Consider the following 17,284-nt stretch of genomic DNA (forward strand, 5'->3'; position numbering starts at 1 on the left):
ATGATGCCGGAATCGCGATCCGCCTACCCCGGTGAAAAGCTGGGATTGCCTGAGAGCGGGCCGGGCTCGCTGGCGCGGATGGGACGACGGCTGGGCGCGCTGACCATCGACTGGCTCATCGCGTTGGGGCTGGCGGCGCTGGCCATGCGGCTCGGGTGGTTACCCGAAGGGGCGCTGGCGACCGCCGAGCTGGTCGTCTGGTTCGTGCTGGGCGTGGTCTCGGTGCGACTGTTCGGCTTCACGCCCGGCCAGCTGGCGCTGGGTCTGCAGGTGGTGACGGTGGACGGGCGCGGGCTGGTCGGCACGGGCCGCGCGGTGGTGCGCGGCCTCCTCGTCGGCACCGTGGTCCCGGCGCTGTTCACCGACTGGGACGGTCGCGGGCTGCAGGATCGGCTGACCGCGACGGCCGTGGTGAGGCGCTGAGCGCCGAGTTCGACCCGCTGCGATTACTTGCGGCGCACCGTGCGCTGCACGCCGCGCATCTTGCCGGCGTTGGGCAGCGGACCCTTGGGCATGACGGCGGCCCCGGCCCGCGTCCCCAGCGCGGCCAACCGGGACTCCAGCGTGTCCATCTGCTTGACGGTGATGTTGGCCGGCAACCGGGTGAGATGGCGCTCCAGCTTGGCCAGGGGCACCTCGTCCTCGCCGTTGCCGACGATGATGTCGTAGATCGGCACGTCCCCGATCAGGCGGGCGGTGCGCTTCTTCTCCTGCGCCAGCAGTGGGCGCACCCGGGTCGCCGAGCCCTCGCCGACCAGGATCACGCCGGGACGGCCGATGACGCGGTGCACGGCGTCCAAGTGGCCGGTCGCGGCCACGCCGGGGGTCACCCGCCACTTGCCGCGCAGGTTGTCCAATGCCCATGCGGCCGCCCCGGTTTGGCCTTCGGCCTTGCGGTAGACGGACTTCTGGGCGCGGCGCCCGAAGACGATGAACGCGACCAGCGCGCCCAGCACCACGCCGAGCGGGATCAAGGTGATCATCGTCAGCCCGCCGGCCCAGAGCCCGACGCCCACCGAGACGCCCACGATCAGCACGAAGGCGCCGATCATGTACGGCAGCAGGCGCTTGTCCTCCTGGCGTTGCAGGTTGAACGCCTGCCACAACTGGGTGCGGCGCTCCCGCGCGGCGGCCTTGCGGGCGGCCTGCGCCTGCGCTCGGGCGGCCTTGTTCTCAGCGGCAGTGCGGGATTTAGCCATAGTCAAAGAATACGTAGCGCCCCGACGGTCACCGTGCCGCGGCGTCCGAGGCGCGGGCGGCGGCCGCTTGCTGATACAGCCGCCCCGCGCGATACGACGAGCGCACCAGCGGCCCCGACAGCACCCCGGAGAACCCCAGCTGCTCGGCGTGCTGCGCGAACTCGACGAATTCCTCCGGCTTCACCCACCGCTCGACGGGGTGATGCCGCGCCGAGGGCCGCAGGTACTGGGTGATGGTGATGATGTCGCAGCCGGCGTGACGCAGGTCGGCCAGGGCGGTGCGCACCTCGTCGGGGGTCTCGCCGAGGCCGAGGATGAGGTTGCTCTTGGTGACCAGCCCGGCGTCACGCGCCGCGGTGAGCACGTCCAGGCTGCGCTGGTAGGTGAAGGCCGGCCGGATGCGCTTGAAGATCCGCGGCACGGTTTCGACGTTGTGCGCCAACACTTCCGGGCGCGACTCGAACACCTCGGCCAGGCGGGCGGGCTCGCCGTTGAAGTCGGGGATCAACAGCTCGACGCCGGTCGACGGGTTGAGTTCCTTGATGGCGCGCACCGTCTCGGCGTAGAGCCACGCGCCGCCGTCGGGCAGGTCGTCGCGGGCCACGCCGGTGACCGTGGCGTAGCGCAGCCCCATCGTGCGCACGCTGTCGGCCACCCGCCGGGGCTCGTCGCGGTCCAGCTCGGCTGGCTTGCCGGTGTCGATCTGGCAGAAGTCGCAGCGACGGGTGCACTGGTCACCGCCGATCAGGAAGGTCGCCTCGCGGTCCTCCCAGCATTCGAAGATGTTGGGACACCCGGCCTCTTCGCAGACCGTGTGCAGGCCCTCGCGCCGGACCAGGCTCTTGAGCTCGGTGTATTCCGGGCCCATCTTGGCCCGCACCCTGATCCACGGCGGTTTGCGCTCGATCGGGGTTTCGGCGTTGCGCACCTCCAGGCGCAGCAGTTTGCGTCCCTCGGGTGCGACAGTCACATCGCTGATGCTACGCGCGCGGCGCTGTCGTGCTCGCGCACCGGCAGCACCCCGTCCAGGGCGTCGCAGACGGCGTCGGCGACGCTCGTGCGGATGTCGTCGACGGTCACCGGGCGGCGCAGTTCGGCCGACAACGACGTCACCCCGGCGTCGCTGATGCCGCACGGCACGATGGCGTTGAAGGCGCCCAGGTCGCAGTCGCAGTTGAGCGCGAACCCGTGCAGGGTGGTGGCGCGCGACACCCGCACGCCGATCGCCGCGACCTTGCGGTCGGGCCGGCCGTCGGTGCCCGGCACCCACACCCCGGACCGGCCCGGGACGCGGACCGTGTCCAGGCCCAGGTCGGCGCACACCTTGATCAGCGCTTCCTCCAGCCGCCGCACGTAGTTGACCACGTCGAGCGGTTCGATCAGGCCGATGATCGGATACCCGACCAGCTGACCGGGACCGTGCCAGGTGATCTTGCCGCCGCGATCGGTGTCGACGACGGGGGTGCCGTCGGCCGGTCGTTCGTGCGGCTCGGTGCGCCGTCCCGCGGTGTAGACCGCCGGGTGCTCGAGCAACAGCAGGGTGTCGGCGCCGCCCGCGGCGCGGGCGTCGGCCAGGTCGCGCTGCTGCTGCCAGGCCACGCGGTAGTCGACGGTTCCGAGCTGGCGGACGTCGATCAGGGACCGGCTGGACCGGATGGAATCGATCACCTTCGCGACGGTACTCGGCCCGCCCGCGCGAGGGCGACGCACGTGCCGCTAGTCGTGGTCTCGCCGGGCGGTGGCGTAGCCGAGCGCCTCACCAATCGTGTTGTGGTGGAACAGAAAACCGGCGCGCTCGAGCGCCGACGGGATGGCCCGCTGGCCCGTCAGCAGGCCTTCGTCGGCGAACTCCCCGAGCGCGGCCCGCACCGCGAACCCGGGCAGCATCAACGGCGTCGGACGGTTGACCGCCCGCCCGAACGCGGTGGTGAACTCGGCGTTGGTGACCGGCGCGGGCCCGGTCATGTTCACCGGCCCCGACAGCGCGGTGTTCGATATCGCGAACAGCAGCGCGCGCACTTCGTCCTCCAGCGTGATCCACGACATGTACTGCCGACCACTGCCCAGCCGGGCCCCGAGGCCCGTGCGGAACAGCGGCCGCAACCGCCCCAGCGCGCCACCGGCGGGGGAGAACACCAGCCCGGTGCGGGCCAGCACCACGCGGGCGCCGCCGTATTGGGCCGGCAGCGTGGCGGTCTCCCAGTCCTCGCACAGCCGGGCCAGGAAACCGCTTCCGGCACGGTCGTTTTCGTCGACCACGCGGTCCTTGGTGTTTCCGTAGAAACCCACCGCGCTGGCGTTGACCAGGGTCGCCACCCCGGCGTCGGCGACCGCGTGCGCCAGGACTTCGGTGGGGGCGATGCGGCTGTCGCGCAGGCTCTGCTTGAAGGCGCCCGACCAGCGGCGCTTGCCGATGTTGACGCCGCACAGGTTGACGACGGCGTCGACGTCGCCCAGCGTGTCGGGGTCGAGGTCGCCGCTCTCGGGGTTCCAGTGCACCTCGTCGGCGTTGCTCGGCGCGCGACGTACGATGCGCAGCACGCGGTGGTCGGCGGCCCGCAGGGCCGCGGTGAGGGCGGAGCCGATCAGGCCGGACGACCCTGCGACCGCGACGACGAACTTTTGACCAGCCACGTTCGCGCTCAGAGCCCGAGGTCGGCCTCGAACGCTCCCTCTTCGAGCCGGTGCTTGATGGTGGTCAGGAACCGCCCGGCATCCGCGCCGTCGATCAGCCGGTGGTCATAGGTCAGCGGCAGGTAGCAGATCGATCGGACACCGATCGATTCGTTGCCGAATTCGTCGACGATCACCCGGGGGCGTTTGACGATGGCGCCGGTGCCCAGCATCGCGGCCTGCGGCGGGACCAGGATCGGGGTGTCGAACAGCGCCCCCTGGCTGCCGATGTTGGTGATCGTGAACGTGCCGCCCGAGAGCTCGTCGGGTTTCAGGTTGCCCGAGCGGGCGCGCGCGGCGATGTCGGCGATCGCCCTGGCCAGCCCGGCCAGCGACAGGTCGCCGGCGTTGTGCACGACGGGGGAGAGCAGACCCTGTTCGGTGTCGACCGCGAAGCCGAGGTGCTCGGCGTCGAAGTAGGTGATCTCCTTGGTTTCCTCGTTGTAGCTCGCGTTCACGTTCGGGTGGATCTTGAGGGCGTCGATCACCGCGCGGGCGATGAACGGCAGGAAGGTCAGGTTGACGCCTTCGCGTTCGGCGAACGCCGCCTTGGCCCTGGCCCGCAACCCGACCAGCCTGGTCATGTCGACCTCGTGGGTCTGGGTGAGTTGGGCTGTGGCCTGCAGGGATTCGCGCGTCTTGTTGGCGGTGATCTGACGGATCCGGCTGGCCTTCTGGGTGGTGCCGCGCAGGTGCGCCAGCGCCGGCGCCGGGGTGGGCGCGGGAGCGGCCTTGCGGGCCTCGCCGGCAGCGGGGGTGGGAGCAGCAGCGGCGGCGGGCGCCTTGTCGGCCTGCTGCTTGCGCTCGGCGGCCGCCAGCACGTCTTGCTTGCGGATGCGGCCGCCCACTCCGGTGCCGGTGACCGAACTGAGGTCGATGTTGTTCTCGGCGGCCAGTTTTCGCACCAGCGGCGTCACGTAGGGGGTGCCGTCGCCGCTCGCGTCCGCCGGCTGGGCCTGTGCGGGTTGGGCTTTCGGCTCGGGTGCCGCCTTCGGTTGCGGTGCGGGGGCCGGCGTCGGTTCGGGCTTCGGCTGCGCCTGGGGCTGGGGCTGTGGTTGTGGTTGCGGTTGTGGCGCGGGTTCCGGCTTGGGTTCGGCCTTGGGCGCGGGCGGCGGCTGCGGCGCGGCGGGGGCGGCGGCCTCGGAACCGCTGCCGATGCGGGCCAGCTCGCCGCCGACGGGCACGGTGGCGTCTTCCTCGGCGGTGATGCTGATCAGCACACCGGCCACCGGCGACGGGATCTCGGTGTCCACCTTGTCGGTGGACACCTCGACAAGCGCGTCGTCGACCTGGACCGAATCGCCGACCTTCTTGAGCCAGCGGGTCACGGTGCCCTCGGTCACCGACTCACCCAGTTCGGGCATCAGCACCGGGGTGGCGTCGCCGCCGCCGGAGCTCTGCTGGGCCGGCTGCGGCTCGGGCTGGGCCTGGGGCTGCGGCTCGGGCTCGGGTTGCGCCTCGGGCTGGGCGGGGGGCGCCGACTGCGCCTGCGGCTCTTGCTGGCTCGGCGCCTGGGATCCGCCGTCCTCGTCGCCGATCACGGCCAGCTCGCCGCCGACCTCGACGGTGTCGTCTTCCTGGGCGACGATCTTGGTCAGCACACCCGCGGCCGGCGACGGGATTTCGGTGTCGACCTTGTCGGTCGACACCTCGACGAGCGGCTCGTCGAGTTCGACCGTGTCGCCTTCCTGCTTGAGCCAGCGGGTGACCGTCCCCTCGGTGACGCTCTCACCGAGTGCCGGCATCTGGACGGAGAAGGCCATCTTTTCTGACTCCTCGATCGCTCGTGGGTCGGGGCGGGTCGTGCAGCTCGCTTGTGGAAGGCGAAGTAGCAATCCAAAACTATCCTGTCACTGCGGCCGCGCCGGCACGCAGCCAGGGCAGATACCGCGCGCTGGCCGGGTGACCCCGATCACGCTTGCTACCGTGTGGCCACGGCAGCCAGAGCGGGAGGTCCGATGCCGCCATCACAACAACTACCCCGGCATTTCGTCGACAGCGCGGACGGCGCGCGCATCGCCGTCTACGAAGAGGGCAACCGCGAGGGCCCCACCGTGGTGCTGGTGCACGGCTTTCCCGACTCGCACGTGCTGTGGGACGGGGTCGTGCCGCTGCTGGCCGAGCGGTTCCGGATCATCCGCTACGACAACCGCGGCGTCGGCCTGTCCTCGGTGCCCAAGCCGGTATCCGCCTACAGCATGGATCGCTTCGCCGACGACTTCGCGGCGGTGACCGGCGAGCTGAGCCCGGGCGCGCCCGTGCATGTGCTGGCCCACGACTGGGGCTCGGTGGGGGTGTGGCACTACCTCAAGCGCCCCGGCGCGGGTGACCGGGTGGCCACGTTCACGTCGGTGTCCGGACCCGCTCAGGACCAACTGGTCGACTACATCTTCACGGGCCTGCGCGCGCCGTGGCGTCCGCGTACTTTCCTCCGGGCGCTCAGCCAGGCGCTGCGGTTCACGTACATGCTGCTGTTCTCGATCCCGGTGCTGGCGCCGTTGTTCCTGCGGCTGACGCTGTCGGTGCCGGCGCTGCGCCGCAACGCGGTCGACAACATTCCCGTCGAGCAGATCCATCATTCCGACAAGCTCGCGCGCGACGCCGCCCAGTCCGTGAAAACCTATCCCGCCAACTACTTTCGCTCGTTCTCCGGTCGCAAGGGCGGCGTCGCGGTCATCGACGTGCCGGTGCAGCTGATCGTCAACACCAGGGACAAGTACGTGCGGCCGTACGGGTACGACCACACCCCGCGCTTCGTGCCGCGGCTGTGGCGCCGCGACATCCGGGCCGGTCACTTCTCCCCGATGTCGCACCCGCAGGTGATGGCGGCGGCGGTGCACGACTTCGCCGACCTGACCGAGGGCAAGCAGCCCAGCCGCGCCCTGTTGCGCGCGCAAATCGGGCGCCCGCGCGGATCGTTCGGCGACACCCTGGTGTCGGTCACCGGCGCCGGCAGCGGCATCGGGCGCGAGACCGCGTTCGCGTTCGCGCGCGAGGGCGCCGAGGTGGTGATCAGCGACATCGACGAGGCGGCCGTCAAGGCCACCGCCGCCGAGATCGCCACCCGCGGCGGCGTCGCGCACGCCTACGTGCTCGACGTGTCCGACGCGCAGGCGGTGGAGGCGTTCGCCGAGCGGGTCAGCGCCGAGCACGGCGTACCCGACATCGTGGTCAACAACGCCGGCATCGGGCAGGCGGGCGGGTTCCTGGACACCCCGGCCGAGCAGTTCGACCGGGTGCTCGACGTCAACCTCGGCGGGGTGGTCAATGGCTGCCGCTCGTTCGGGCGGCGGATGGTGGAGCGCGGCACCGGCGGCCACATCGTCAACGTGTCGTCGATGGCCGCCTACGCCCCGCTGCAGTCGCTGAGCGCGTACTGCACGTCGAAGGCGGCCACCTACATGTTCTCGGACTGCCTGCGCGCCGAACTCGACACCGCCGGCGTCGGCCTGACCACGATCTGTCCCGGCGTCATCGACACGAACATCATCAAGACCACCCGCTTCGACGCGCCCGCGGGAAAGCTGGCCGAGGCCGTCGACGGGCGCCGCGGGCAGCTGGGCACGATGTTCGCGCTGCGGCGCTACGGCCCCGACAAGGTCGCCAACGCGATCCTGTCGTCGGTCAGGAAGAAGAAACCGATCCGCCCGGTCGCGCCGGAAGCCTATGCGCTGTACGGACTTTCGCGGGTGGCGCCGCAGGGTCTGCGCAACGCCGCGCGGATGCGGGTGATCTGAGGCGATTACGGGCCCGTGGCCGCGCCGCGGCGCCCGGTCAGCAGGGTGGCGCCGATCGCGATGACGCCGAGCACGGCCAGCGGGATGGCCCACGCCCGGCGGCCACCCACCGACGACTGGCACTGCGCGACAAAGTCGGTGTGCGGGACGATCTGGTTGAGGATCGGGATATTCGCGCCATTGCTGTTGTTCGCGCTTCTGGCCTCGGAGAGATCCGTCGCGACGGCGTTGCCGCACCCCACCGAGTGGCCATTGCTGTCGGTGACCGACACCGGCGCCAACAAACCGATGACCCCGGCCAGCAACAGCACCGCGCCCACACCGATGATCAACCGCCGCGCCGTCATGGTCCGCCTTTCTCGCCATTTCCTGCCGGGGATTACGACCGCTTGCAGATTAACCGGAGCGAAGCGCCGATAAACCCGGACGGATACAGCGCCCGTGGGTGGGTATCCCGCCGCAGTAGTCACGAGCGGAAAGGATGTGCGGTGATCACTGCGACGCGAGAGGTGCCCGTCCCGTGCGAGCGGGTGTGGGAGGTGCTTGCGCAGGGCTGGACCTACACCCAGTGGGTGGTCGGCAACAGCCGCATGCGCGCCGTGGATCCGAACTGGCCGGAGGCCGGCTCCTCGATCAGGCATTCCATCGGGATCTGGCCGCTGGTGATCGACGACGCCACCATCGTGGAGGAAAGCGAACCGCCGCACAGGCTGGTGTTGTGCGCCCGCCTGGGGCCGATGGGCGCCGCGCGGATCACGATGCTGCTGCACGAGATTCCGCAGGGGTGCCGGATCGAAATGATCGAGGTGCCGGTCGAGGGACCGATGAGCCTCGTTCCCGATTCGGTCGCGTTGGCCGCGGCCTACCCGCGTAACAAGGAGTGCCTGTTGCGGCTGGCGGCACTAGCGGAACGTCTGGAGCCGAGCCAGGTGAAGTGACCGTGCACGACGCTGCCGACGCGGTCGTCATCGGTGCCGGGCACCACGGGCTGGTTGCCGCCGCGATGCTGGCCGACGCGGGGTGGGACGTGCTGGTGCTGGAGGCCCAGCCGGAGCCCGGCGGCGCGGTGCGCAGCGCCGAGTTGACCCCGGGCTACATCACCGACCTGTTCAGCTCGTACTACCCGATGACGGTGGCCTCGCCCGCGATCGCCGCGCTGCGGCTCGAGGACCACGGCCTGCGATGGTCACACGCGCCCGCGGTGGTGGGCCACCCCCGCGGCGCCGCCGACGACGACCCGCCCATCATCTACCGCGACCCGGCTCGCACCGCCGCGGAATTCGCGCGCCGCGAGCCCGCCGACGGCGAAAACTGGTGGCGCGTCGTGAAGTTGTGGGAGCGCATCAAGGCGCCCCTGCTCGACGCCATGCTGGCGCCGTTCCCACCTGTGCGCCCGCTGCTGCGGCTGCTGGCCGAACTCGGTACGTCGGAAGCGATCCGGGTCGCGCGCCTGCTGGTGCAGCCGGCCAACACCATGGCGAGCGAGCTGTTCGCCGGGGAGGCACCGCGAGTCTTGTTGTTGGGCAACGCCATGCACGCCGACGCCCCGCCCGATGCGCCGATCAGTGGCGCCATGGGCTTTTTGATGACGATGCTGGCCCAGGACTGCGGCTGGCCGGTGCCGGTCGGCGGGTCGGGTCAGCTAACGGCCGCGCTGGTCAGCCGTGCCCGCTCCGCCGGCGCGCGAATCGAGTGCAACGAGAACGTTTCTCGCATCGAGGTGCGGGGCGGCCGGGCGGTCGCGGTGACGACGGCCGGAGGGCGCACGGTGCGGGCGCGTCGGGCGGTGGTGGCCGACGTGACGGCGCCGCGACTGTTCTGCGACATGCTGCCCGCCGACGCGGTGCCGCCCAAGGTGCGGCGCGACCTCGAGCACTTCGCGTGGGATCCGCCGGTGGTCAAGGTGAATTATGCGCTGCGCGAGCCGGTTCCGTGGCGGGCGCAACGGCTGCGCGGGGTGGGCACCGTGCACCTCGGGGCCGACGGCGACGGGCTGGTGCGCTGGATGGCCGACCTGAACACCAAGACGGTGCCCGATCATCCGTTCATGTTGCTGGGGCAGACCACCACCGCCGACCCCACCCGGTCGCCGCCGGGCACCGAAAGTGTGTGGGCGTACACGCATTTGCCCCGCAATGTCGCCGACGACTCCTCTGCCGAGCGCCTCGCCGGCTCGGTTGACCGGGTCATCGAGGAGCATGCGCCCGGCTTCGGCGCGGCGGTGATCGACCGGTTCGTGCAGCGGCCGTCGGACCTGGAGGCCAGCGACGCCAACCTGCACCTGGGCGCGCTCAACGGCGGCACCGCGCAGCTTCAGCAGATGCTGATCTTTCGACCGGCGGCCGGGATGGGCCGGGCCGAAACCCCGGTCGACGGGCTGTATCTGGGCAGCGCGTCGGCCACCCCGGGCGGTTCGGTGCACGGCGCCTGCGGGCGCAACGCGGCCAACGCGGCGCTGGCCGCGGGCGGGGTCAGCGGCTGGCCGCGGCGCAGGCTGACCCGCGCCGCGATGTCGCTGCTGACGAAATAGTCTGTGCGTCAGCCGTTTTCGGCGATGTCCTCGAGGACCGCGAACATGGTGCGGACCGGAACGCCGGTGGCGCCCTTGGGCGAATACCCCCACGGCCCGCCGGTGTTGTAGGCCGGGCCGGCCACGTCGATGTGCGCCCAGCCCACGCCGTCGGCGACGAACTCGCGCAGGAACACGCCCGCCACCAGCATGCCGGCGAAGCGCTGCCCGCTGATATTCGACAGGTCGGCCACCGTGGACTTCAGGTCCTCCTTGAGTTCGTCGGGCAGCGGCATCGGCCAACCGTTTTCGCCGACCCGCTGCGAGATCGCGGCCACGCGGTCGCGGAACTCGTCGCTGCCCATCACCCCGGGGATCCGGCTGCCCAGCGCCACCGTCTGCGCGCCGGTCAGCGTGGACGTCTCGATCAGGTAGTCCGGGTTGTCCTCGCAGGCGCGCACGATGGCGTCGGCCAGGATCAGCCGGCCCTCGGCGTCGGTGTTCTGCACCTCGACGGTGGTGCCGCCGTACTGCGTCAGCACGTCACCCGGGCGCTGCGCCGTCGCCGACGGCATGTTCTCGGCCATCGGCACGGTGGCGATCACGTCGATGGGCAGCTGCAGCTGCGCGGCCAGCGTGACCGTCGCGATGACCGCCGCGGCCCCGCCCATATCCGAGGTCATGTGGTGCATCCCGGCCGCCGGCTTGATCGAGATGCCGCCGGTGTCGAACGTGACGCCCTTGCCCACCAGGGCGACTCGCTTCGCCTGCTTGGACCGCTTGGCCAGTTTCGCGCCCCGGTGGGTCAGCCGCACCAGCCGCGGCGGCCGCGACGACCCCTGGCCGACGCCGATGATCCCGCCGTAACCGCCCTTGCGCAGCGCCTTGTCGTCGAGCACCTCGACCTCGAGCCCCACCGACTCGCCCAAAGCCCTTGCGCGCTTGGCGAATTCGTCAGGGAACAGGTGGCTCGGCGGGGTGTTGACGAAGTCGCGGGCGGTGGCGACCGCGGTCGCGACGGCCGCACCGTGCGCGGCCTCATTCTTGGCGTCCTTGGCGGTGGCGAGCACCGTGATCTTGCCCAGCCCTTTGTCTTTGGGTGCGGACTTGGGGCTGCGGAAGTCGGTGAACCGGTAGCTGCCCAGGATCAGGCCCTCGACGGCGGCCGAGACGACGCCGTCACCGGGCAGCTCGCCCAGCGTGGTGATCACGGCCGCGGTGCTGCCCAGCGACCGCGCGGCCACCCCGGCGGCGCGGCGGACCGTGTCGGCCGGCCACTCCGGCCGCGGCTTGCCCAGCCCGATCGTCAGCACGCTGGACACCGGCAGCGAACCCACCACCAGCCGGTGCACCTGGTCGGCGCCGCCGGTGGCCTCCAGCGCGCGCAGCCCGGACTCGATCTCGGCGACCGCATCCGAGGACAGGAACGGCCCGGCCTCGGTGACGGCCGCGCCCGGCTTGTCGTCGTCGCCGGTCGAGACGACGGGCACGATCAGCACGGTGGACGCGGCGGCGCGCCGGGGCAGCGAGGAGGCGACAGTGACAGCGGGGGAGGCGTAACCGGGTTCTGTGCTCATCCGCATCACCCTAACGGGCCGCCCGTCGCGGCCCCTTAGGGTGAAGAGTCGTGAGCAACGAAGCCGACCTTCTGCACGGACCGTTAGAAGACCGTCACCGCGACCTGGGTGCCAGCTTCGCCGAGTTCGGCGGCTGGTTGATGCCGGTGTCGTATGCGGGCACGGTCAGCGAGCACAACGCGACGCGCAACGCGGTCGGCCTGTTCGACGTCAGCCACCTGGGCAAGGCGTTGGTGCGCGGGCCGGGCGCCGCGCGGTTCGTCAACGCCGCGCTCACCAACGACCTGAACCGGATCGGGCCCGGCAAGGCGCAATACACCCTGTGCTGCACCGAATCCGGCGGGGTCGTCGACGATTTGATCGCTTACTACGTCGACGACGACGAGATCTTTCTGGTGCCCAACGCCGCCAACACCGCGGCCGTGGTCGACGCGCTACAGGCGGCCGCGCCACCCGAACTGACCATCACCAACCTGCATCGCTCCTATGCGGTGCTGGCCGTGCAGGGCCCGCGCTCGGCCGACGTGCTCGGCGAGCTGGGCCTGCCCACCGACATGGATTACATGGCCTACGCCGACACCTCGTATTCCGGGGTACCGGTGCGGGTCTGCCGCACCGGCTACACCGGCGAGCACGGCTACGAGCTGCTGCCGCCGTGGGAGTCCGCCGGTGTGGTGTTCGACGCGCTGGCCGCCGCGGTCAAGGCGGCCGGCGGCGAGCCGGCCGGCTTGGGCGCCCGCGACACGCTGCGCACCGAGATGGGCTATCCACTGCACGGGCACGAACTGTCGCTCGACATTTCCCCGCTGCAGGCCCGCTGCGGCTGGGCGATCGGCTGGAAGAAGGAGGCGTTCTTCGGCCGCGACGCCCTGCTGGCCGAGAAGGAGGCGGGGCCGCGGCGGCTGCTGCGCGGGCTGCGGATGACCGGCCGCGGGGTGCTGCGCGCCGGGCAGACCGTGCTGGCCGGCGACACCCCGGTCGGGGTGACCACCTCGGGCACCTTCTCCCCGACGCTGCAGGCCGGCATCGCGCTGGCGCTCGTCGACACCGACGCCGGGGTCGAGGACGGCCAGGAGATCACCGTCGACGTCCGCGGCCGTCTCGCCGCCTGCGAAGTCGTGCGCCCGCCGTTCGTCGCGGTGAAAACCCGCTAGCCACGCCGCCCGCGCGGGCGAAATCCGATTCGGCGGGCGGATATACAATCGGCGGATGACCAGTGGCTCCCTCGAGTTCACGGTTTCGCGCTCGACACGTCCGGCGACCGACACCGAACGCGAAACCATCCTGGCCGAGCCGGGTTTCGGTAAATACTTCACCGACCACATGGTGGCGATCGAGTACGACGAGGGCCGGGGCTGGCACGACGCGCGCGTCATCCCCTACGGCCCGATCGAGTTGGACCCGTCGGCGCTCGTGCTGCACTACGCCCAGGAAATCTTCGAGGGCCTCAAGGCGTACCGCTGGGCGGACGGCTCGATCGTCTCGTTTCGCGCCGAGGCCAACGCCGCCCGGCTGCGTTCGTCGGCGCGGCGGCTGGCGATTCCCGAACTGCCCGAAGAGCTGTTCATGGAATCCTTGCGCCAGCTCATCGCCGTCGACAACGCCTGGGTCCCGTCCGCCGGTGGGGAAGAGGCGCTGTATCTGCGCCCGTTCGTCATCGCCACCGAGCCCGGTCTGGGCGTGCGGCCCTCCCGGCAATACCGCTACCTGCTGATCGCCTCGCCGGCCGGCGCCTACTTCAAGGGCGGCATCAACCCCGTCACGGTCTGGGTGTCGACGGAGTACGTGCGGGCCAGCCCCGGCGGCACCGGCGCGGCCAAGTTCGGCGGCAACTACGCCGCCTCGCTGTCCGCCCAGGCCGAAGCCGCGGCCCACGACTGCGACCAGGTGGTGTGGCTGGACGCCGTCGAGCGACGCTTCGTCGAGGAGATGGGCGGCATGAACATCTTCTTCGTGTTCGGCAGCGGCGGGTCGGCGCGGCTGGTCACCCCGGAACTGTCCGGCTCACTGCTACCCGGGATCACGCGGGATTCATTGCTGCAGTTGGCCATTGACGCCGGGTTCTCCGTCGAGGAACGCAAGATCGACATCGACGAGTGGCAGAAGAAGGCCGCCGCCGGCGAGATCACCGAGGTGTTCGCCTGCGGCACCGCCGCGGTCATCACACCCGTCTCCCACGTCAAGTACGGCGACGCCGAATTCACCATCGCCGACGGCCAATCCGGCGAGGTGACGATGGCGTTGCGCGACACGCTCACCGGGATTCAGCGGGGCACCTTCGCCGACACCCACGGCTGGATGGCCCGGCTCGGGTAGGCAGCTCGGGTAGCCGCCCGATCGCCCGGCCAGTCGGGCGCTCGGGTGTCGGCGCCCGGCTGGCCGGGCGCTCGGCGCGTTAGAACCGCACCAGGGCCGCGAGCGCCACCGCGCACACCGTCGTCGTCAGCTCGATCGCGGCGCCCAGCACGTCGCCGGTGATCCCGCCGAAGCGGCGCGCGCAGTGCCGCACCAGGACCGCGCCGCAGCCCAGGCCCAGCAACGCCGCCGCCGGTCCGTGCCACGGCCGCGGCCCGGCCGCCAGTGAAATCGCCAGCAGCACCGCGACCCAGGCCGTCACCACCGCCGTCGGCTGGCTGCCGGCGACCGCGGCACCCAGCGCGCTGCCCTCGGCGGCCGGCACCGCGCGGTGACCGGCCAGCACCGCGGCGACCCGCCCGGCGAACACCGCCACGGCGATCCCGACGACGCCGCGCACCCCGCCGCCCGCGCCCAGCGCCGAGAACGCCAGCCCCTGCAGCAGCACCACGACGACGACGGCGGCCACCCCGAACGGCCCGGTCGATCCCTCCCGCATCACCGCCAGCGCCCGCTGCGGCGGCCCGTAGCAGCCCAGGCCGTCGGCGGTGTCGGCGACACCGTCGACGTGTAGGCCACGCGTGATCAGCAGCAGCACCACGACCGCAAGCACCCCCGCCAGCGGGGTGCACCGGCCGAAGGCCAGCTCCGCGCCCCAGGTGATGGCCGCGGCCAACGCCCCCAGGCCCGCGCCCACCACCGGAAGCGCCGTCAGGGCGCCGCGGCCCATCGGCGCGGTCCGCGCACCCGGGACGGGCAGCACCGTCCCGAACGCGAAAGCCGTTGCCAGCGAACGGATCACGATGGGGGAGCGGCCTGGTCGGGGCGGTTGGACACGCCGGCCTCGGTGAACGTGGCCATCGACGACAGGGCGGCCACCGCGGCGCGCAGCACCGGCACCGCCAGCGCGGCGCCGGTTCCCTCGCCCAGCCGCATGCGCAGGTCGAGGATCGGCTCCAGATCCAGTGCCGTGAGCGCCAACGCGTGGCCCGGCTCGGTGGACCGGTGACCGGCCTGCCACCACATCCGGGCGCCGGGAGCCAGGTGCTCGGCGACCAGCGCGGCCGCCGTCACCGCCATGCCGTCGAGCAGCAGCGGCGTGCGCCGCACCGCGGCCTGCGCGCAAAAGCCCGCCATCGCCGCCAGATCCGCCCCGCCCGCGCAGCGCAGCAGCGCGACCGGGTCCGGCAGCACCTGCCGCGCGCGGAACAGGGCGTCGCGCACCGCGGCGGTCTTGCGTCCCCACCCCGCGTCGTCGATCCCGGTGCCGAAGCCCACCACCACGACCGGCTCGGCGTTGGTCAAAGCCGCCACCAAAACCGCTGCGGCCGTGGTGTTTCCGATGCCCATGTCGCCGGCGATCAGCAGATCCGCGCCCGCGTCGACCTCCTCGTCGGCGATGGCGGCGCCGGCGGCCAGGGCCCGCTCGGTCTCCTCGTCGCTCAACGCGTCCTGCACCGCGATGTCGCCGCTGCCGCGCCGCACCTTGTGGGCGCCGATCGGTGGACTGAGCGCCTCGGCGTCGACCGCCAGGTCCGCGACGCGCACGCTCGCCCCGGCGATGCCGGTCAGCGCGTTGATCGCTGCCCCGCCGGCGTCGATGTTGGCGACCATCTGCGCGGTCACCTCCGGCGGGTACGCCGACACCCCCGAGCGGGCGACGCCGTGGTCACCGGCGAACACCACCACCCGGGCGCGCTCGAACTGTCGCGGGGGGCATTGCCCCTGGCACGACGCGATCCACACCGACAGGTCCTCGAGGCGGCCCAGCGCGCCGCGCGGCTTGGTGAGGGCGTCCTGGCGCGCGCGGGCGGCGGCCGCGGCGCCCGCGTCGGGCGGTGACACGACGGCGAATTCCATTAGGCCCCCGACGGTTTGATCGGCACCGCCTGCCCGGCCACCACCAGCACCACCCGATCGCACAGCCGGGCGAGGCGCTGGTTGAGGCCGCCGAGTTCGTCGGCGAACCGGCGCCCGGCGGCGGTGGCGGGCACGACGGTCAGCCCGACTTCCGGGCTGACCAGCACCAGTGTGGAGGCGAAGCCCTCGACCGCGGACAGCACGTCGTCGACCGGCGCCGCCACCGAGCCGCCCTCCCATGCGTTCTCGCGGTCCATCGCGCCGGCCAGCCAGGTGCCGAGATCGTCGACCAGGGTGGGGGTGTCCGCGGATTGGCGCAATTGCGTTGCGATGTCGCAGGCTTCGATCGTCGACCAATGCGCGGGCCGGCGCTCACGATGCTCGGCGACCCGGTGCGCCCAGGCCGCGTCGTCGGCACCGGCCGGCCCGGGAGCCAGGTAATGGACCGGCCGGCCGGGCGGCAACCCCGCGGCGATGGCGTCCTCCGCCCACCGTGACTTGCCTGACCTGATCCCGCCGAGCACCAGGGTGCGCACCGGCGTCAGCCGGCCTTCGGGTAACGGTTATTCGACACTGGCGCCATGCTTGACCTGGGGCCGCGGCGCCCGCAGCCGGCGCATCTGGGAGGCGCGGCCGGCGGCGTAAAGGCCTAGCTTCCAACGGCTTTCGGTGTTGTCGGGGAATTTCGCGTCGACCAGCTTGCTGACTTTGCGGCCCAGGATCAGGCCGTCGACGCTCATCACCGCCATCAGCGCCAGCATCGCCGGGGAAATCCAGAGCTGCAGCTGCGGGACGCCGAACATGACGAACATCAAAAACAGGGTCGACGGCATGAACAGGCCCAGCAGGTTGCGCCGGGAATCCACCACGTCGCGCACGTAGCGTCGGATCGGGCCCTGGTCGCGCGGCAGCAGGTAGCCCTCTTCGCCGGCCATCATGCGATTGCGGCGCTCCGACATGCGCGCGCGGTTGGCGGTCTTTTCGGCGCGGCGCTCCTCGCGGCTGAGCTTGGGGCCGGCCAGCGATTTGCGCCGGGCCCGCGCCTCGGCGGAGGTCATGGGTGCGGGCGCGACGGGGCCCTTCTTCGCGTTCCGGCGGGCCTCGTTGCGCTTGGGCGTGGGGCGCCCCTTGGGTCCGGTCCGGCGGGGTGCGGCGTCCGGGCCGCCAGCAACGTCGGAGGCGGCCGACACGGCCACGGTTTCGTCGAGGTCGGTGTCCTGGCCCTTCTTGCGACCCAAAAGCTTCACAGGGGCCAGGTTACTTCGCGGATGACGCGCGCCGGAATTCGCCTGGAATGCCTTGCTATTAGACCTGCGTTAGTGCCGCACTTGGCCCTACTCTTACACGTGATGAATGGCTGCCTTTGATGGACGA

17 protein-coding genes are annotated in these 17,284 nt (G+C 71.6%); 6 read left to right on the top strand and 11 right to left on the bottom strand.

Translation table 11 applies throughout. The features are described 5' to 3' along the window. A complete protein-coding gene (locus OCQ_RS10490) occupies positions 1-423 on the top strand; it encodes an RDD family protein (RefSeq protein WP_008256021.1) in 423 nt (140 codons plus the stop codon). A gap of 23 nt (positions 424-446) precedes the next feature. On the opposite strand, the gene OCQ_RS10495 is transcribed toward OCQ_RS10490, so the two are convergent. The 5 genes from OCQ_RS10495 to sucB are packed head-to-tail and all read right to left on the bottom strand — an operon-like array spanning position 447 to position 5,635. Then, complete coding sequence (locus OCQ_RS10495; protein ID WP_008256022.1) at positions 447-1,199, bottom strand: DUF4191 domain-containing protein; 753 nt, start codon at positions 1,197-1,199, stop codon at positions 447-449. Positions 1,200-1,227: 28 nt separating this feature from the next. Beyond that, positions 1,228-2,169 (bottom strand): lipoyl synthase, encoded by a 942-nt coding sequence (gene lipA / locus OCQ_RS10500; RefSeq protein ID WP_008256024.1) that lies wholly within the window; start codon positions 2,167-2,169, stop codon positions 1,228-1,230. Continuing rightward, the gene (gene lipB / locus OCQ_RS10505; RefSeq protein WP_008256025.1) at positions 2,166-2,867 is read right to left on the bottom strand and encodes a lipoyl(octanoyl) transferase LipB; all 702 of its coding nucleotides are present in this window, start codon (positions 2,865-2,867) and stop codon (positions 2,166-2,168) included. Before lipB ends, lipA begins: the two co-directional genes overlap by 4 nt. 48 nt (positions 2,868-2,915) lie before the next feature. After that, positions 2,916-3,833, bottom strand: coding sequence for a TIGR01777 family oxidoreductase (locus OCQ_RS10510; RefSeq protein ID WP_014384547.1), 918 nt, complete (start codon positions 3,831-3,833; stop codon positions 2,916-2,918). Positions 3,834-3,841: 8 nt separating this feature from the next. Continuing rightward, complete coding sequence (gene sucB, locus OCQ_RS10515) at positions 3,842-5,635, bottom strand: 2-oxoglutarate dehydrogenase, E2 component, dihydrolipoamide succinyltransferase (protein WP_008256027.1); 1,794 nt, start codon at positions 5,633-5,635, stop codon at positions 3,842-3,844. 195 nt (positions 5,636-5,830) lie between these two features. Between sucB and OCQ_RS10520 the strand changes: the two genes are divergently transcribed. After that, complete coding sequence (locus tag OCQ_RS10520) at positions 5,831-7,609, top strand: SDR family oxidoreductase (RefSeq protein WP_014384548.1); 1,779 nt, start codon at positions 5,831-5,833, stop codon at positions 7,607-7,609. Between the two features lie 5 nt (positions 7,610-7,614). Here the strand turns inward: OCQ_RS10520 and OCQ_RS10525 are convergent, their stop codons facing one another. Continuing rightward, on the bottom strand, positions 7,615-7,956 hold the full coding sequence (locus tag OCQ_RS10525; protein WP_008256029.1) for a hypothetical protein: 342 nt from the start codon (positions 7,954-7,956) through the stop codon (positions 7,615-7,617). 141 nt (positions 7,957-8,097) lie between these two features. On the opposite strand from OCQ_RS10525, the gene OCQ_RS10530 reads away from it, so the two are divergent. Together OCQ_RS10530 and OCQ_RS10535 are read left to right on the top strand one after the other, a co-directional pair. Beyond that, positions 8,098-8,547 carry an SRPBCC family protein gene (locus OCQ_RS10530; RefSeq protein WP_008256037.1) on the top strand — a complete coding sequence of 150 codons (450 nt, stop codon included), beginning with the start codon at positions 8,098-8,100 and terminating at the stop codon, positions 8,545-8,547. Further along, positions 8,544-10,139 (top strand): phytoene desaturase family protein, encoded by a 1,596-nt coding sequence (locus OCQ_RS10535; protein ID WP_014384549.1) that lies wholly within the window; start codon positions 8,544-8,546, stop codon positions 10,137-10,139. The genes OCQ_RS10530 and OCQ_RS10535 overlap by 4 nt, the downstream gene beginning before the upstream one ends. Before the next feature lie 8 nt (positions 10,140-10,147). Here OCQ_RS10535 and OCQ_RS10540 read toward each other — a convergent pair whose 3' ends face one another. Next, the gene (locus OCQ_RS10540) at positions 10,148-11,695 is read right to left on the bottom strand and encodes a leucyl aminopeptidase (RefSeq protein WP_041784955.1); all 1,548 of its coding nucleotides are present in this window, start codon (positions 11,693-11,695) and stop codon (positions 10,148-10,150) included. A gap of 50 nt (positions 11,696-11,745) precedes the next feature. On the opposite strand from OCQ_RS10540, the gene gcvT reads away from it, so the two are divergent. Together gcvT and OCQ_RS10550 are read left to right on the top strand one after the other, a co-directional pair. Beyond that, on the top strand, positions 11,746-12,849 hold the full coding sequence (gene gcvT / locus OCQ_RS10545; protein ID WP_014384551.1) for a glycine cleavage system aminomethyltransferase GcvT: 1,104 nt from the start codon (positions 11,746-11,748) through the stop codon (positions 12,847-12,849). A 55-nt stretch (positions 12,850-12,904) separates the two neighbouring features. After that, entirely contained in the window at positions 12,905-14,011 is a 1,107-nt protein-coding gene (locus tag OCQ_RS10550; RefSeq protein ID WP_008256044.1) for a branched-chain amino acid aminotransferase, read from the top strand. Between the two features lie 79 nt (positions 14,012-14,090). On the opposite strand, the gene OCQ_RS10555 is transcribed toward OCQ_RS10550, so the two are convergent. From OCQ_RS10555 to OCQ_RS10570, 4 genes are read right to left on the bottom strand one after another with little or no spacing between them, the layout of a single operon-like run. Further along, entirely contained in the window at positions 14,091-14,852 is a 762-nt protein-coding gene (locus OCQ_RS10555; RefSeq protein ID WP_014384552.1) for an adenosylcobinamide-GDP ribazoletransferase, read from the bottom strand. Beyond that, positions 14,849-15,910 carry a nicotinate-nucleotide--dimethylbenzimidazole phosphoribosyltransferase gene (cobT, locus tag OCQ_RS10560; RefSeq protein WP_014384553.1) on the bottom strand — a complete coding sequence of 354 codons (1,062 nt, stop codon included), beginning with the start codon at positions 15,908-15,910 and terminating at the stop codon, positions 14,849-14,851. Before cobT ends, OCQ_RS10555 begins: the two co-directional genes overlap by 4 nt. Next, positions 15,910-16,446 (bottom strand): bifunctional adenosylcobinamide kinase/adenosylcobinamide-phosphate guanylyltransferase, encoded by a 537-nt coding sequence (locus OCQ_RS10565; RefSeq protein WP_014382384.1) that lies wholly within the window; start codon positions 16,444-16,446, stop codon positions 15,910-15,912. The genes cobT and OCQ_RS10565 overlap by 1 nt, the downstream gene beginning before the upstream one ends. 27 nt (positions 16,447-16,473) lie before the next feature. Then, positions 16,474-17,106, bottom strand: a complete 633-nt coding sequence (locus tag OCQ_RS10570) for a DUF3043 domain-containing protein (protein WP_225331213.1) — start codon at positions 17,104-17,106, stop codon at positions 16,474-16,476. Between the last annotated feature and the right edge of the window lie 178 nt (positions 17,107-17,284).

The sequence above is a fragment of the Mycobacterium paraintracellulare genome (genome assembly GCF_000276825.1).
GTDB classification, from domain to species: Bacteria; Actinomycetota; Actinomycetes; order Mycobacteriales; family Mycobacteriaceae; genus Mycobacterium; species Mycobacterium intracellulare.

Coding starts and splice junctions, on each gene's coding strand:
- OCQ_RS10490 (WP_008256021.1), top strand. CDS start 1: ATGATGCCGGAATCGCGATCCGCCTACCCCGGTGAAAAGCTGGGATTG.
- OCQ_RS10520 (WP_014384548.1), top strand. CDS start 5,831: ATGCCGCCATCACAACAACTACCCCGGCATTTCGTCGACAGCGCGGAC.
- OCQ_RS10550 (WP_008256044.1), top strand. CDS start 12,905: ATGACCAGTGGCTCCCTCGAGTTCACGGTTTCGCGCTCGACACGTCCG.
- sucB (WP_008256027.1), bottom strand. CDS start 5,635: ATGGCCTTCTCCGTCCAGATGCCGGCACTCGGTGAGAGCGTCACCGAG.
- cobT (WP_014384553.1), bottom strand. CDS start 15,910: ATGGAATTCGCCGTCGTGTCACCGCCCGACGCGGGCGCCGCGGCCGCC.
- OCQ_RS10525 (WP_008256029.1), bottom strand. CDS start 7,956: ATGACGGCGCGGCGGTTGATCATCGGTGTGGGCGCGGTGCTGTTGCTG.
- OCQ_RS10540 (WP_041784955.1), bottom strand. CDS start 11,695: ATGAGCACAGAACCCGGTTACGCCTCCCCCGCTGTCACTGTCGCCTCC.
- OCQ_RS10495 (WP_008256022.1), bottom strand. CDS start 1,199: ATGGCTAAATCCCGCACTGCCGCTGAGAACAAGGCCGCCCGAGCGCAG.